At 35.2% G+C, this 13,601-nt stretch carries 28 protein-coding genes, 1 other RNA gene and 1 other annotated feature; of the genes, 1 reads left to right on the forward strand and 28 read right to left on the reverse strand.

Annotated elements, in window-relative coordinates:
* Positions 1-129 precede the first annotated feature (129 nt).
* Positions 130-3,636 (reverse strand): SPbeta phage ribonucleoside reductase alpha (large) subunit gene (gene nrdEB / locus BSU_20060; protein ID NP_389888.2). Its coding sequence is split into 2 segments: positions 130-2,664 and positions 2,917-3,636, totalling 3,255 coding nucleotides; codons are not numbered across the junction.
* Positions 1,090-2,244: a sequence feature (intein of phage SPbeta ribonucleotide reductase), on the reverse strand. Its footprint overlaps the gene before it by 1,155 nt.
* An RNA gene (srdEi, locus tag BSU_misc_RNA_33) (intron of phage SPbeta subunit E of ribonucleotide reductase) lies at positions 2,665-2,916 on the reverse strand. Before nrdEB ends, srdEi begins: the two co-directional genes overlap by 252 nt.
* Positions 3,599-3,994, reverse strand: a complete 396-nt coding sequence (gene nrdIB, locus BSU_20070; protein ID NP_389889.2) for an SPbeta phage subunit of ribonucleoside diphosphate reductase — start codon at positions 3,992-3,994, stop codon at positions 3,599-3,601. Before nrdIB ends, nrdEB begins: the two co-directional genes overlap by 38 nt.
* Positions 3,994-4,347 carry a conserved protein of unknown function; phage SPbeta gene (gene yosL, locus BSU_20080; protein NP_389890.1) on the reverse strand — a complete coding sequence of 118 codons (354 nt, stop codon included), beginning with the start codon at positions 4,345-4,347 and terminating at the stop codon, positions 3,994-3,996. Before yosL ends, nrdIB begins: the two co-directional genes overlap by 1 nt.
* 87 nt (positions 4,348-4,434) lie before the next feature.
* The gene (gene yosK, locus BSU_20090) at positions 4,435-4,635 is read right to left on the reverse strand and encodes a hypothetical protein; phage SPbeta (RefSeq protein NP_389891.1); all 201 of its coding nucleotides are present in this window, start codon (positions 4,633-4,635) and stop codon (positions 4,435-4,437) included.
* Between the two features lie 44 nt (positions 4,636-4,679).
* Complete coding sequence (gene yosJ, locus BSU_20100) at positions 4,680-4,874, reverse strand: hypothetical protein; phage SPbeta (RefSeq protein ID NP_389892.1); 195 nt, start codon at positions 4,872-4,874, stop codon at positions 4,680-4,682.
* Positions 4,875-4,894: 20 nt separating this feature from the next.
* Positions 4,895-5,029, reverse strand: coding sequence for a hypothetical protein; phage SPbeta (yosI, locus tag BSU_20110; RefSeq protein NP_389893.1), 135 nt, complete (start codon positions 5,027-5,029; stop codon positions 4,895-4,897).
* A gap of 31 nt (positions 5,030-5,060) precedes the next feature.
* Entirely contained in the window at positions 5,061-5,531 is a 471-nt protein-coding gene (gene yosH, locus BSU_20120) for a conserved hypothetical protein; phage SPbeta (protein NP_389894.1), read from the reverse strand.
* A gap of 60 nt (positions 5,532-5,591) precedes the next feature.
* Positions 5,592-5,954 (reverse strand): conserved protein of unknown function; phage SPbeta, encoded by a 363-nt coding sequence (gene yosG / locus BSU_20130; protein NP_389895.1) that lies wholly within the window; start codon positions 5,952-5,954, stop codon positions 5,592-5,594.
* A gap of 42 nt (positions 5,955-5,996) precedes the next feature.
* On the reverse strand, positions 5,997-6,122 hold the full coding sequence (gene yosF, locus BSU_20140) for a hypothetical protein; phage SPbeta (RefSeq protein NP_389896.1): 126 nt from the start codon (positions 6,120-6,122) through the stop codon (positions 5,997-5,999).
* A 13-nt stretch (positions 6,123-6,135) separates the two neighbouring features.
* A complete protein-coding gene (yosE, locus tag BSU_20150; protein NP_389897.1) occupies positions 6,136-6,483 on the reverse strand; it encodes a conserved protein of unknown function; phage SPbeta in 348 nt (115 codons plus the stop codon).
* A gap of 14 nt (positions 6,484-6,497) precedes the next feature.
* Entirely contained in the window at positions 6,498-6,893 is a 396-nt protein-coding gene (gene yosD / locus BSU_20160) for a conserved protein of unknown function; phage SPbeta (protein ID NP_389898.1), read from the reverse strand.
* A gap of 38 nt (positions 6,894-6,931) precedes the next feature.
* Complete coding sequence (gene yosC, locus BSU_20170) at positions 6,932-7,474, reverse strand: conserved hypothetical protein; phage SPbeta (RefSeq protein NP_389899.1); 543 nt, start codon at positions 7,472-7,474, stop codon at positions 6,932-6,934.
* A gap of 44 nt (positions 7,475-7,518) precedes the next feature.
* Positions 7,519-7,698, reverse strand: coding sequence for a conserved hypothetical protein; phage SPbeta (gene yosB, locus BSU_20180; RefSeq protein NP_389900.1), 180 nt, complete (start codon positions 7,696-7,698; stop codon positions 7,519-7,521).
* Positions 7,699-7,828: 130 nt separating this feature from the next.
* On the opposite strand from yosB, the gene yosA reads away from it, so the two are divergent.
* Positions 7,829-7,948 (forward strand): putative type I toxin; phage SPbeta, encoded by a 120-nt coding sequence (gene yosA / locus BSU_20190; protein NP_389901.1) that lies wholly within the window; start codon positions 7,829-7,831, stop codon positions 7,946-7,948.
* A 103-nt stretch (positions 7,949-8,051) separates the two neighbouring features.
* Here yosA and yorZ read toward each other — a convergent pair whose 3' ends face one another.
* From yorZ to yorM, 14 genes are all read right to left on the reverse strand, one after another.
* On the reverse strand, positions 8,052-8,264 hold the full coding sequence (yorZ, locus tag BSU_20200; RefSeq protein NP_389902.1) for a conserved hypothetical protein; phage SPbeta: 213 nt from the start codon (positions 8,262-8,264) through the stop codon (positions 8,052-8,054).
* 66 nt (positions 8,265-8,330) lie between these two features.
* Positions 8,331-8,513, reverse strand: a complete 183-nt coding sequence (yorY, locus tag BSU_20210; protein NP_389903.1) for a putative nucleotide binding protein; phage SPbeta — start codon at positions 8,511-8,513, stop codon at positions 8,331-8,333.
* 12 nt (positions 8,514-8,525) lie between these two features.
* Positions 8,526-8,753, reverse strand: coding sequence for a conserved hypothetical protein; phage SPbeta (gene yorX / locus BSU_20220; RefSeq protein NP_389904.1), 228 nt, complete (start codon positions 8,751-8,753; stop codon positions 8,526-8,528).
* 39 nt (positions 8,754-8,792) lie between these two features.
* Positions 8,793-9,158 carry a conserved hypothetical protein; phage SPbeta gene (gene yorW, locus BSU_20230; protein NP_389905.1) on the reverse strand — a complete coding sequence of 122 codons (366 nt, stop codon included), beginning with the start codon at positions 9,156-9,158 and terminating at the stop codon, positions 8,793-8,795.
* A 2-nt stretch (positions 9,159-9,160) separates the two neighbouring features.
* Positions 9,161-9,379, reverse strand: a complete 219-nt coding sequence (yorV, locus tag BSU_20240) for a putative nucleic acid binding protein; phage SPbeta (protein ID NP_389906.1) — start codon at positions 9,377-9,379, stop codon at positions 9,161-9,163.
* A 43-nt stretch (positions 9,380-9,422) separates the two neighbouring features.
* A complete protein-coding gene (mtbP, locus tag BSU_20250; RefSeq protein ID NP_389907.1) occupies positions 9,423-10,754 on the reverse strand; it encodes a DNA (cytosine-5-)-methyltransferase; phage SPbeta in 1,332 nt (443 codons plus the stop codon).
* Between the two features lie 48 nt (positions 10,755-10,802).
* A complete protein-coding gene (yorT, locus tag BSU_20260) occupies positions 10,803-10,922 on the reverse strand; it encodes a conserved hypothetical protein; phage SPbeta (protein NP_389908.1) in 120 nt (39 codons plus the stop codon).
* A 31-nt stretch (positions 10,923-10,953) separates the two neighbouring features.
* The gene (yorS, locus tag BSU_20270; protein NP_389909.1) at positions 10,954-11,472 is read right to left on the reverse strand and encodes a putative 5'(3')-deoxyribonucleotidase; phage SPbeta; all 519 of its coding nucleotides are present in this window, start codon (positions 11,470-11,472) and stop codon (positions 10,954-10,956) included.
* Between the two features lie 8 nt (positions 11,473-11,480).
* The gene (yorR, locus tag BSU_20280) at positions 11,481-11,978 is read right to left on the reverse strand and encodes a putative nucleotide kinase or triphosphate hydrolase; phage SPbeta (protein ID NP_389910.1); all 498 of its coding nucleotides are present in this window, start codon (positions 11,976-11,978) and stop codon (positions 11,481-11,483) included.
* Entirely contained in the window at positions 11,978-12,133 is a 156-nt protein-coding gene (gene yorQ / locus BSU_20290; RefSeq protein NP_389911.1) for a conserved hypothetical protein; phage SPbeta, read from the reverse strand. The genes yorR and yorQ overlap by 1 nt, the downstream gene beginning before the upstream one ends.
* Positions 12,126-12,341: a conserved hypothetical protein; phage SPbeta gene (gene yorP, locus BSU_20300; RefSeq protein ID NP_389912.1), complete on the reverse strand. Its 216-nt coding sequence runs from the start codon at positions 12,339-12,341 to the stop codon at positions 12,126-12,128. The genes yorQ and yorP overlap by 8 nt, the downstream gene beginning before the upstream one ends.
* Before the next feature lie 32 nt (positions 12,342-12,373).
* Positions 12,374-12,571, reverse strand: coding sequence for a conserved hypothetical protein; phage SPbeta (gene yorO, locus BSU_20310; protein NP_389913.1), 198 nt, complete (start codon positions 12,569-12,571; stop codon positions 12,374-12,376).
* Positions 12,572-12,606: 35 nt separating this feature from the next.
* On the reverse strand, positions 12,607-12,756 hold the full coding sequence (gene yorN, locus BSU_20320) for a conserved hypothetical protein; phage SPbeta (protein ID NP_389914.1): 150 nt from the start codon (positions 12,754-12,756) through the stop codon (positions 12,607-12,609).
* 117 nt (positions 12,757-12,873) lie between these two features.
* Positions 12,874-13,590, reverse strand: a complete 717-nt coding sequence (gene yorM, locus BSU_20330) for a putative murein hydrolase; phage SPbeta (protein NP_389915.1) — start codon at positions 13,588-13,590, stop codon at positions 12,874-12,876.
* Positions 13,591-13,601 lie beyond the last annotated feature (11 nt).

The raw sequence follows: 13,601 nt of genomic DNA on the forward strand, positions 1-13,601 counted from the left end.
AATCGAATATATTTTGAAGCTTATATTTGGTTTACTTTGTAATGCTCTTATGAGAAAATTTAACAAAATTAAGTGCAAACGACGTCCGGGAGATCCTGTTAATTTTGAACCAAAACGTAAACGTACCTATTAAACTACACAGGACAAGCATCCCTCTTGGGTCGTATCTTTAGTTCTGGCATAATATAAAGTTTTAATTCCACGATGATGTGCGTAGAGGTCTATTCTATTTAGGTCTCTCGTCGTCATCGTATCCTTTAAGAACAACGTAAATGAAATCCCTTGGTCGACGTGCTGCTGAATTGTTGCAATAAGATCAACTACCTTAAACATATCCATGTCGTATGCTTCCTTATAGAAGAACCAATTCTGAGCCGATAAACCTGGCATCGGATAATATGTCTTACTGTTTCCGTATGTACGTTCCTCAATTCTCTCCATAATTGGCATTACACCTGCTGTAGATGATTGAACATATGAGATGCTTCCCGTAGGCGCAATAGCTTGTCTATAGGAATGATAAAGACCATATTTCATTACATCTTCTTTAAGCTTCATCCAATCTTGAATATTAGGAATATGTTGATCTCCAAATAGCTTTTTAACCTTTTCATACTGAGGGCTATAATCATTTGTTACGTACTTTTCGAAATACTCGCCTGATTTATAAGTCGAACCATCAAACTTGTAGTATGTCTCCCCTGTTTCTCGTGCAATTTCCATAGAACGCTGCAGTGAGTAGAAGTTAACCATCATAAAGTATGTATTTGCAAAATCCTTAGCTTCTTCACTTTCATAAGCAATATTATTTTGAGCTAGAAATCCATGGAGGTTCATCTGCCCTAGACCAATTGATCTCATTAATGTATTTGCTCTCGCAACTGCTGGAGCATTTACAATGTTTGTTTTCCTTGTGACAGTTGTCAGTGAGTCAATTGCTATTCTGACTGTTGAAGCAATTGATTGATTACTCATTACATTTACAATGTTCATTGAGCCAAGATTACATGAGATATCTAAGCCAATTTCATCCTCTTTATCGTAATCCGTATAAACTGATACTTGTGACGATTGAAGTACCTCTGAACAGTTACCAGTAACAATTCCATTGAAAATCAGAGAGTGATAGTCTTCTTGTGTTGTATCATAAACATCCTCAACACCATCTTCTTCAATACTAATAATTTCAGCTGTAAAATCATGCTTTGGCTTTCTTGACTTAGGTTGCAATGTCTCAGTTAACAAATTGAATTTATAAACATCGTATTCTTTCATTTCAACAATACTCATAAACAACTCTCTTGAGTTTCTATCTTGAATACTGATTTTGTGTGTTGGTTTTACATTGTAAAGCTTAGAACCACCTTTTCCATCAGGAAGGAGTTCTTGTGAGCGCTTGTTGTTAGAATAAATCGTTGTATAAACACCCATGTTCAGTAACAGCTTCTGAACGTCCTGAAGGCTCTCATAGTGGATGGATGTTAACTCAATAGTTAATGCTTTGGCTTTATGATTTGCATTTACACACCCATCAGTCTGGAATAAACCCGATAAATAAGCTGCTTGCGTTTCCTTATTAGCTTGAAAAATGAATTCTGGGACTCTTGTTTTTGTTTCTTTGTTCATACCGAACTTCTTCAAGATGTCAAATAAGACAGTACTATTCATGTAGAGCAAATCTTGTTTTTCTGGGTTGGCCATATTAAATGTTGGGAGAAGTGATGTATTGTGCTTATAAGCACGATCAACCTTGTGTTTTTGAATAATACGGTGAACTGCATCAGTAACTTTCTGCTCAAGAACTTTTTTATTATCGTATAAATAAATCTTGGCAGTTTTTTCAGTAATGGTTCCATCACCAGCTATAATGCCCATAATGTATGCAAGATCGGGTTCATGAATTTTCCCGTATGCTCCTTCAGCTGATTGGACTAATAATTTATCGCCTGTTTTCAGTTGATTCAATTGGAGCTTTTGAATTTCACCATCTCTTTTCACATAGAATTTGTGCCACTCAGTTGCCCTAATTTCATATCCTTGCTTCGTTTTGACTTTAAATATTTCCGCATCTTTTTTAGTCAGTTGCATTGGAATTGCATCTACAATTGTGGTACCTTTGCTACCAACTGCAAAATCTTTTGTTCTATTATCAATGACCACTTTAAGATCATTCTGCTTTTTATAAAGATCGGCTGCTTTTTCATATCCATTCTCAGTTAAAAGAAGTGTTTCTCCAGTAACGCACAAATTTGAAAACTTCACTTTTGAAATATGTTCATTTGGATGCACTTTATTTACATTGTCAGCGAACATAATATACGGATAGCCAGATTCGCTTCTTAGAATAGCCAATTGCTCCAACAACTTTCGAGCATTTCCCTTTGCTTTTCTAACTCTTGGATTTTCAACAAGCTCATCATACATTTCATTAATGTCTAGCTCATCTAGATACTGCCCATACTCCTTGTATACTGAATGCGGATAGAACATGTAATAATCCTTGTCTTCCCTTGCCAATTCAATAAATTTGTCTGGAACAACTACGCCAATAGACAGTGTTTTAACTCGGACATCTTCATCAGCACTTATTTTTTTGGTATCCAGGAAGTCTGTAATGTCTGGATGGAATACACTTAGATAAACTGCTCCTGATCCTTGTCTTTGCAGACCATTCAAACGTGTTCGCTAAGCACGTCCCGCCATATGGCTGCTTCATGTTACCATGAAGGTTAGACTATATCTTCACCCTCTAAGGGTGCCTCCTGTTTCGACTGCCAATAGCTTGCAGCCTACGCCTTTCGGCTAGTCGTTGCACGTTCAAGACTTAGTCTTGCTTCGCTCATGATTGTCCCTGTAGGAGTTCCCATGAATTAAAGAGGTTTTCGATCACCATTGCTGATGAAAGGGGCCAAATCAACCCATTTGGTCGGCATATCTGAAGGCATTATCTAGAAGTTTCATAACACCTACGACACCTTTAGTCGCATTCTCTACGTCTTTAATCGCTTCACCTTTGGCTCTTAGTTTGTTTAGATTTAATGCTACTCCTCCACCTAGCTTAGAAAGCTGCATGGAAATATCAATAGCACGTGAAATATCATTCAAACTGTCGCCTACTTCAAGTAAGAAGCAGCTCACCATTTCACCTCTTCGCTTACGTCCAGCATTAAGGAAAGTAGGTGTTGCTGGCTGATACTCTTGTTTCATCATAGTATGTACTTCCTCAACAGCCTTCTCGTAATCGCCATCAGCGCAATATAAAGCCACAATTGAGACACGATCCTCATACCTTTCCAGGATCTTTGTTTTATCGTTTGTCTTCAATGCGTAGTCATTGTAGAACTTAAAGGCACTCATAAAAGAAGGGAATCTGAATTTGTAACTGTAAGCAATCTTATAGATTGATTTAATCTGTTCGAATGTATATTTGCTTAAGAATTCTTCCTCGTAATAATCATTTTTAATCAGATAGTCCAGCTTCTCTTTCAGATCATGGAAAAAGACTGTGTTTTGATTTATGTAATCAACAAAGTAACTATGTACGGCCTCCTTATCCTTTTCAAATTGATACTTCCCATCTTTCTGGATCATGATTTCATTATTGAGCTTGATCCAATTTGGTATTGTGTTTGTCAATAAGTTGTACCTCCTGAATGATTTTCTGTAGATCTTGTTTCGTTCCACTAAGTTCAAACTTTAATAACAATGGTGTGTGGAACTTAGCTGAAAGCTTGTCTCCAGCTAAACCATAGTTATCACCCCAAACCTTGTTACCACTAACAGCAACTCCTCTAATTTTATTTTTATTCTTATTGATAAAACTCAAAGTCCTTTCAGGTACTTCCCCAAAGCCTATCGTATATGTAATATGTATGAATTCTTGATTGATGATCGTATCATCAGTTATTTCAATTGCCTCAACGTCAAACTCTTGTTGCAGCGCTTTGACAAACCTTTTTACATTTCCTGTTTTACTCTCATATGTAATGATCACTAATCGTTATAAGCCCCTGTAATTAATTTTGTAGTCACTGTTTCAGCTTCATTTTCAGCGTAATTGAATGCTTCTGATATCTCACGATTAATGTCGCCCATTTCCATGTAGCCCTGTGCCATACTTTCATATAAGGAACTTTTCTTAACTGGAACGTAATCATCTAGATTCTTTTCTAATTCAACAAATTGATTTCCTTGTTGGTCAGTTGCAATAATCTCTCCTTTTAATACAGGGAAAGATTGCCCATCAGCTAAATGAATATGAGTGTTCTCAGTGGCTACTGTAAAGTTAATAATGTTCTTCTTTTTTACATATGGTTGAGTTGGATCAATACGTCTAGCTGCCCCCATTTTACATCTCCTTATTTTTTGTATTTTGAATAAAGCTGTGATTTTATCTAGATTCAAGCAGTACCTATTCGTCCTCCTTAGGAATTGTCACTCTTCTTCGATCGTCCATCCGTTTAATCTTGCGTACTTTAATTTTCTTGAATATCTACGCTTCCACTCGTCCCAGTCCTTCTTCTCTTGACCTGACGTTAGTGAGCCTCTGTACTGATTTTGTCTTCTTTTCTTGTCTAGCTCTAGTATATCGCCAACCCATCTAGGAACTGACGGCCTATAATTACTTTGCGACATCTATTCGTCCTCCAATTGTTTCTGTATAAATTTCATTGTGTCTTCTATTGTTTCGGCCACCCTTCTCCAAGGAGTTTTTTAGCCTCTTCAACATCTGTGAATCTTTCAATCTTGTGTCTATAATCATCGATCCACCGGTAAACACATACTGCATTTTCTTCAACTTTCATGACGGTGTACTGCTGCATAGGATCTTCTAGAAGATGAAGTTTCTGATCTTTATAAAACCCTTGAATCATATAATATCCTCCTCTTATTTTTATTGAATTTCTCTTACTTCATGCGGTACTCCGCTTTCTTCTTGAGCATATACTGCATCATTATGAGCCTCAATTGCATCATCATAAGTATTAACAAGTGATCCCATACAATAAAGTCCATATTTCATTTTCATCTTCATCATCCTCTTAATTTATTTTTATTCTTTAAAGTAAACTGCCATCAATAAGCAATACCATCTCTTCGTCATTAGAAATCTCCTCAAGAACCTGTTTAAACGGCATGAGCTCTTTATCTTCTCCTGGCGCCCTTCCATGTTGTATCGCCGCATAAACTTGCCCAACTTCTGTCATTTCATCACTTAACTCTCCATCATCATCATCTGTAACAGTATCTGTATACAGTTCCATTGCCTTTTCTTTTGTATAAGCCTTAATCAATGCATAATAGGGGTCAAACACTTCAAAATACTTCATAATGGGTTTTTCAACTTCCAATTCCTCAACGTAATCGCCTTTAATTTTCACATCATCAACTCCGTTTTCGAGCAAATGATCTACCATATCCTTGCCTAGTTGTTCTAACGCTGCTCCTTGAACAGATGGACTTTCGTCATTAAATCCTTCATGAGCGTAACAAGTTGCTTTTATTTCAAAAACTGCTGCTTTAATTCCCATAGCACAATGCTCCTTTTAATATTTATTTTTTAGATTTAGAATCCACTAATCTCTTTAAAATCATCCTTTTATGGAGAACGAATGAATACCAGGTACACCCACAACGCTCTGGAATGGATTGAGCACATTAAATTCTATTTCTACCGCCAAATCTCTGTCTGAGTTCATTTGAATTCTTTCGATTTTCACATTAACTTCGCTTGTTTCATCTTCTAGACTAGTCATTTTCATTTTATAAGTGCCCTTAGATACACCGCCTAGTTCAACCCATTTATAAACCAATAAATCATTACTAATCCTTACTGTGATTTTATCTTCGTTTTCAGTTGCCTCTACATTTTTGTAATGAAGAACCATTCTTGTTTCATTTGGTAAATGTTTATTCAGTGTTTCTTCATATACGGCAATTTCTTTTAAGATCATATCTAACTCTCCTTTTGAAAATTTCGGCTTAAAATAAAACTTTTATTTAGACTTATTGTCGTTTTGCAAAATGGTGTCAGCAGCTAAAGATGTAGCTTTCATTTCGCCGACAATTTTACCAGTTGATTTCTTTTTGAAAATAATCTTTGCAGCATTATCATCACTCATCTTGAGTGCCTCCTTAGATAAACAATGTGCTAACATATAGAACAATCAATGCGAAAGTTGAATGAAATAAAGACTTACCGGCTTTCTTGAAAATGTTCTCATCTTTTTCCTGATCTGACCGTTTTACACCTTTGACAAATACATTGAGTAAAACACCAATAACAAATGCATGAGGTAAAGTGACATGGACATTTTGAATATTGTATGTATCAATAAGCAAAGGATTTAACACATGATTCAATCCGTAATAAACAATTAGTGACATAGTCAACGCTTCAACAAAAATAAGTAATCCAACTACAATTAACGAACCTGACCCCATAAAGAATCCGCTCCAAATATCTTTTGTATCCTTATTCAATAAATATCTCTCCTTTAGTCTTTTTTAGTTAGCCTCTGCCACCAGGAAGTTTTTATCTGTCTTTGATTTTGAGTATCATTGTTTTTTGCTTTCTTATTATTGTGTTCTTCGCATTCCTTCAAGCTTTTTTCATCTATAATTGTCTTAATAACTCTGTCTGTTTGATATGTCCACTCGTTATGTATGTTTCGCTGCCTGTCAGTCACTATGACATATTCATTAAGTCCAGGGATATAAACTTTACCTCCAATTTCTATAGGCTCAATATCTATATAGCCCTCGAAGATTGGTTCAGTACGAGTTACCTTACACACTGGCTGAGTAATCCACCTCTCTGTGCCTGGGGCACGGTGTGAGTAATACCTTTCTTTCATAACCAATCCTTCAATCGTTGCTTTATGGCGTCCCACTTATTCACCTCCTTATAAGTCTCTTTAAAAATTGAATTTTAATCTAAATGCTCCATTACAATTTTTAGATAATCTTTATAGTCAGTAGCAACCACACTGTCTCCATTAACAAGCTGTTCAGTTTTAACTCCAAAGAACCACCTGTCACCTATCCATTGACGACCAGTCATGTTGTTTAACCCCAGCTCATCATGAGACCTAAATGGATACACTTCTTCAATTTGCTCAATCATAGCTTTTATTTCTTTAAAGTATTTAGATCGTTTTTTGAAAGCATAGAATCCGTCTACTTGATTTTTAACAATGTCATTTTTAAATATTTCATACGCTTCTGTTCCTTCGTAGACTCCAAAGTACTCAGAGTGATAAAACGAGAAGCCTTCCTTGACTCCATACTTTTCTTCGAATTTATCAAAGAAAGAGTTTATATCCTCTTTGCGTTTCTTCTCAGATTTATACCAGTCACTTTCCTGTTTAACTTCGTAAATCGGTGCATCTAAGGTTTGCATACTCTCATCTCCCCTAATATTTCTTTCTGCTTGTTTTAATTTGTCGTATACTGCGCTTGCCCGGGAAATCATTAGTATTTCCTTTGATCATATTTCCCCATCTATATCTTTCCTTTTTATAGATCCACCAACATCAGACCGTCTAGTCCATATACCTTGTCTCTTTCAGTTAACTTTCCGTTTTTTCTCATTGTCTTCAATGCATTTTCTGCTTGTTTAAGATTTGAGTAAATATGTGGGTGGTAACCATAGAGATATTTCCCTTCACTCTTTGCAGCAATTACAAACATGTTCATTCATCAACTCTCCTTATTCAACTCTTAAATTTAGACAAAGTCTTCATTTTTTCTTTTTTAGACTGAAATCTATGTCGAATTTTTAACCTTTGCCATACCATATACTATCCTTACTAAAGGAGGTGGCAATATGGGATTCTACAGCGGATATTCTGGTGGATACTCTGGCGGCGGATACGGAAGCAGCTTCGTCTTGATCGTTGTGTTATTCATCCTATTGATCATTGTTGGTGCTACATTCCTATACTAATCTCAGAGTAAATCCAGAGCCTTTGAATCACCTCCCTGTTCGATAGACGCCATAAAACTTCTTATGGCGTTTTTTATTTTTACATTTGTATAAAAGGAATATTTTATCCTCTTATTTTGTATTTGATATTTAATCCTAAATGTTCTAATGTCTTCTTAACACTTAAATTGCTGCATTCATTTTTCACTTTATCGGAATAACCCTTTGCACAACTTTCACAACAGTTGAAGTCTACATAAGTTTTTTCATCGCTGATCCTAAGACAAATTGTTTTTCCGCTTATGTACTCCTTACAGATGTCACATATATGATTCATTAACACTCTCCTTCGCCTCAACGTAAATTTATTATATACATATTATTTGTTTTTGTCTATCGGTTTTTAAATAATTTCTTTAATATTTTTCAGCTTTGCAAAAACAGACATTATATCTTTATCACACCGCTCCCAAACACGCTTTTCTTCAGGCCTTAAAGTGTTTTCTAAATAAACATAAAGCTTATCCAATACTCCTTCAGCAGCATCTATATCATCAATTACAAGATCCCTAACAATATCCTTAATGATACCCTCTCCCTATGAAAATATGGTTATTGCTTTTCCATTGTCATTTTTTATGTATGGGGAATATTTTCGGTCTAGGCAATTCTTCGACTTTCCTTCTCCCAGGCTTACATTATAAATATCCCCTACCTCATAAACTTCGTATGCTTGTTCTTTTGCATGTTCAGGTGATAGCGCCTCAATAACTAGAGACGCATTTTCACCTTTGCTGTCTTTACACCTTACATAATACTTTTTCAATAAACATCCCTTTATCCTTTCATTTTTTCTCGAAACAATTTAATGAATCAAGCCTTGATATGTATTTGGTTTAATATTGTGTAGATTGTTTAGGTTAGTTAACCGCTCGATTTCCTTACTCATCGCATAACATTGATCAACATAAAATTTCTTTGGCATAATCACAAACTGGCCATCTTTAAATCCTTCCGCACCGGCTTCTTGCATTGCTGCTGGAAAGATATCAATTAGACTACCTTTCTTAAAGCTCTCAATATACTCATCTACTGAAATAGTGTGCAAAACCTTAGCTAATACTCCATTAGTCTTTTCATCGTTATGTACGTAAATGCTTTGTGTATGTGGTTCAATAACTACAAAATCAAGAGCGTTTACCAAGTCAATTTTTTCTTGATCAGTTAGCATATTCACTCTCCTTTTAAATACGACTTGAAAAACTCACTTAAGTTATCAGCCATAGCTGCAGCAACTTCAGAAAAGTATTTATGTCTTTTCTCCTCTGATTTCAAAAACTCAACTGTCGTTTCTGCAATTTCTTTAATCTTGTCTTCTTTGATATTTCCATTCCTAACACGCTCTTTAATCTCCTCTGTCTCTTTTTTTAGGGACTCTGGGTAACTATCCAATCGATCCACTCCTCTTATTTTATATTTGTTTAAAAGACAAATTTTATTCAGATTCTTTATTAACATATGTATGTATTAATTCTTGAAATATAGACTCAAGCACACTAACTGTAATTGAATTACCGGCTTGCTTGTATAATTGTGAGTTACTTATTCCTGCTGCAAAAGCTTTTTCAAAATCTTCGTCATCAAATGCTTGGAGTCTCCAACATTCTAATGGAGAGAGCTTTCTAATTTTATATTTTGGGTATTCTCCGATTGCTACACCATGTCGATCAATTGTATTAACCGTGAAAGCCGGTTCTCCGTTTTCTTTAAAACGTCTTCCATTCTGTCTTTTCTCTTCTCTTTCTGGCGTTAACACTGCCCTTACTTCTTTCTGCTTTTCTGCGATTTTAGGTTCTCTGTGACCGCCGCCCATTGTAGTTAATGTCGGTGAAAGTCCTTCAGGCGAGTAAACTCTTTTGATGGCATCGTGACCTTTTAAATCCACGTGTCCCACCATTAACGGCTCCCTTACTTCTTGTTTTTGTAGCGGTGCGGTTCCTAGTTGCTCAACAAGTTTCTTCGTCTTTTCTTCATTTAAGTAATACTTCTCATCAACAAAATCCTCAAGAATTTCTCTCAACCTCTTTGTGACAGTGTCTTGTAAAGGCCATTTAAAATTAAAACTCTTTATATTTATTTCTTGCAATCTCTTTTTACCTTTACTCAGAACATCGTTTCGCTTCTGACCTACAACCCATTGTTCATTTTCAACCAAATCTTCTCTAATGCCAATTATGTATACCCGTTCACGATTCTGTGGAACATTGAAAAACTTTGAATTAAGTAGCTCTAGGTCAATCCTATAGCCTATATTGTTCATAGTCTCACTAATTATTCTTAACACTTGTCCATTGCCACTATTAATTAGCCCTTTTACATTTTCTAATATCACAAATTTCGGCTTCTTCTCTTCTGCTAACAAAGCTGTTTCAAAAAAGAGCGTTCCCCGTTCATCTTTAGCCTTAGAAACAGCTTCACACTTCGGGCATTTGACTCCCTTCTTATAATCCTCATAAGTAATTAAATGCTCGTGCGAACAATTGCTACACTTATATTCCATACCATCACGGCCGCCGGCTACTGAAAAAGTGGGACAAGGAAATCCACTTGTTAACAAATCAAAATATGGAATATTATCTTTCTTAGCTTTACTTATGTCTCCAACATTCAATGTTTCACTTACATTATGAATTGCACAATAAGATTTGATTGCATATTTATCTATTTCACTAAAGCCAATCAGTTCATAATCAACGCCTATGTTTCTTAATGCAGCTTCAAATGCACCAATTCCACTAAAAAGGCTCATTACACGTAGTTTACTCAACAAACAACCTCCATATATTTTATTTTTACTCTAAATAAAATTGATCTTTTATTTTAATTTCTTTAGCACTTTTTCAAACTCTGTTTTTGCTTCGTTCATAATTTGATATACCTTGTGATGAATTGTTGACTCACAAGAAGCTGACAGTCTTTTAATAAAACGTTCCACTGTTTTCTCCTTTCTGGATAAATGAGATATTTTAAAGTAATTTTCGTTCAATCTCTTCCCAATTCATAACACGAATAAATCTATTTTCATTCCTGTTATGGGGAGCATCAAATAGTATCTTCATTCCTTCAAATGATTCTAAGTTATGTATTCCATCATCGATCATGATGTCTGCTTTAATTATGTTTTTATTGCCACAAAGCACAACATTGCTATGAGGAATAAATGGAAAATATTCTGTAAGCCATTCAAGCTTTGCTTTAAGGGAATCTGGATGGTTTGTTGCTGTAGTCACAACATACACTTCATATTTCTTCATCAGCTCTTTTGTCACTCTTTGGCTACCTTCTATAACATTTAGATTTCTGAACAAATCGTAATCTAAATGTCTATAAACATTATTGTTGGTATTTGTATATTTTTTTATATCCCAACATAGGATGTCTTTCTCTTTGAGAAAAGGATCATCGTATGTGTTAATGTAAGCTACCCAATCACTTAGTAAATCAGCTAAGACCTGATCCATGTCAATCGCAATTACTTTTTTCATAAATTCCCCTATTCCACTAAAAAGATTATGTCTTTAGCAATTTCGTCACTTGACCATTGTCCAGTATCCCATGAATATGTATGTAATCCCGCATTGCTCATAACTTCTCTGTACAACTCTAAAATTGAATCAATGTCTTTTCCCTCTATATACTCATCTCCACGTACCCTCAACCTTTTCTTAATAACGCTTGGATCAGCGTGTAAGTATACAACCTTCGCTTTTGCTTTAATTTTATCCTCAATAAATCTAAGCTGTCGCTCTGTAAGGATCGAGTAATCTTTGAATTTCTTTGCATATACCAAGTTAGAATAAACAAACCTGTCAATAATCACGTTGTCTTCATCAGCTAGTTTATTGAAGTGTTCAAATAACTTCTCATTTCCGCTTTTGGCCAACTCAAAGCTTGAACCTTTGATAATTGGATACTTCAGTTCTTTACTTAGCTTTGCTGCAACTGTTGATTTAAAGCAGCAATCAGGCCCCTCCAAGATAATTAATGTCATTAATCCTCCACCTTCCTTACTTTATGAAATCCAACAACCTGGTAAGTGCCATCAGGATACTTTACTTCTATCTGGTTGTATCGATAATCAACTTTCGCAACAGCTCCAATCTCATCTGTAAAATCAACAATTACCTTTTGACCTTTTTTAAACATAAGCTAAACCTCCCTTTAGTGGTGTTAATTCATGTTCTTTAAAGTAAGTAATGTCACCTGTTTCATCGCTAACTGCATAGTCATATGTAGCTGAATGTAAATGCTCGATAATCTTTCCTTTTCTCCCCACATGATGTGGGCATCCATATCGTGCATTATTGTTAATTTCTACAGCTAGTCCAACAGGATAACTCCAGTATTTAGGCAATTTAATACCACCTCCCCTCAATAAAAAACCTCTTAATCTTCTGTTACTATTCTCGAAACCTGTTTTTCATTAAACCCAAGGGACGACAAGAACCTCTTAAAATCATCTAGCAACAATCTAGGGATTTCCCCTTTATGTTCTTCAATAATCGACGGTTTATAAGTCTTATTTAATCTGGTCACCTGTCCATATTCGTCTGTGAATGACATTTCAATTTGAATACACTTCAATTATCTCACCCTATTTTTTATTTTTGTCATGCATTTTAACTGCTTGTTGCCATAACAACATCATCAAAACGTCTTTCATCATAAGTTCCATCATAATAACAGAGTTCTACTGTTTCTGTTTCAGGATAGATCGCTTCAATAATCCCACGCTCTCCAGTTGATTTTACCTTAGCCTCTTTATCCAAAATGAACATCCTCTTCACTCTCTCTATGTAATAGTTTTCCTTGGGATAAATTTCATGTTATGTATTGCATCGAACGAATTGTTGAAATGTTTATACCTTTCAGTCATTTGGATCGATTTACCAGCTTACTCTTACATTTTTACGACCAAATGCATTTGCTTCTTGCTCACTGTCCATTAGAATATCAATACGATTGTTTTTAATGTCCCCTCCTGTATCTATTGCATATGCTTGAAAGCTATTTCCTTCATATGAAACTTGCACTAATGAATACAAAGGAATTACTTCTGGATCAACAGCAATTATTCTTTTTCCATTGTAATAGGATGTGTTTGATACATCGTAGCCGGTTCTTGTTTTCCCTGTGCACCCTGTAGAGCAAAACGCAGTATAAGCAGTAGCAACAACTTCATGACTCTTCACTGCCTTTGCATTTGTACTTTTTGAAACTGCTTTATCAAGATTTCTCTTTGTATTGGTTTTTTGCACTTTTTTTGTTTTTGTATGTTTTGCTGCTTTTTTATTTTCTTCTGTTAGATATGTAATTGTCGCATTAAGATACTTTTTTCTACTTTCAGCCTGCTTTTCTTCCTCACTCTTTAGCCTAGGAAGGATTCTTGGAACGTCAATTTCGTGAATAAGTTTTTGCCTCACCTCTTTTTTATTTAAATAAAATGACTTTTTTATTGAGACTTGATTATCTTGATGTGTATACAAGTTTTTAGCGCTATATACGAGCCCTACTCCTAACAAACCAATTGTAGCAAAAAGTGCCATTTTGTTAATTCTATGATATACATATTTTTTATGTTTGTCTATAAGTTTTTTGAAAATTTTTATCTCTC

The organism is Bacillus subtilis subsp. subtilis str. 168, assembly GCF_000009045.1.
Taxonomy (GTDB): domain Bacteria; phylum Bacillota; class Bacilli; order Bacillales; family Bacillaceae; genus Bacillus; species Bacillus subtilis.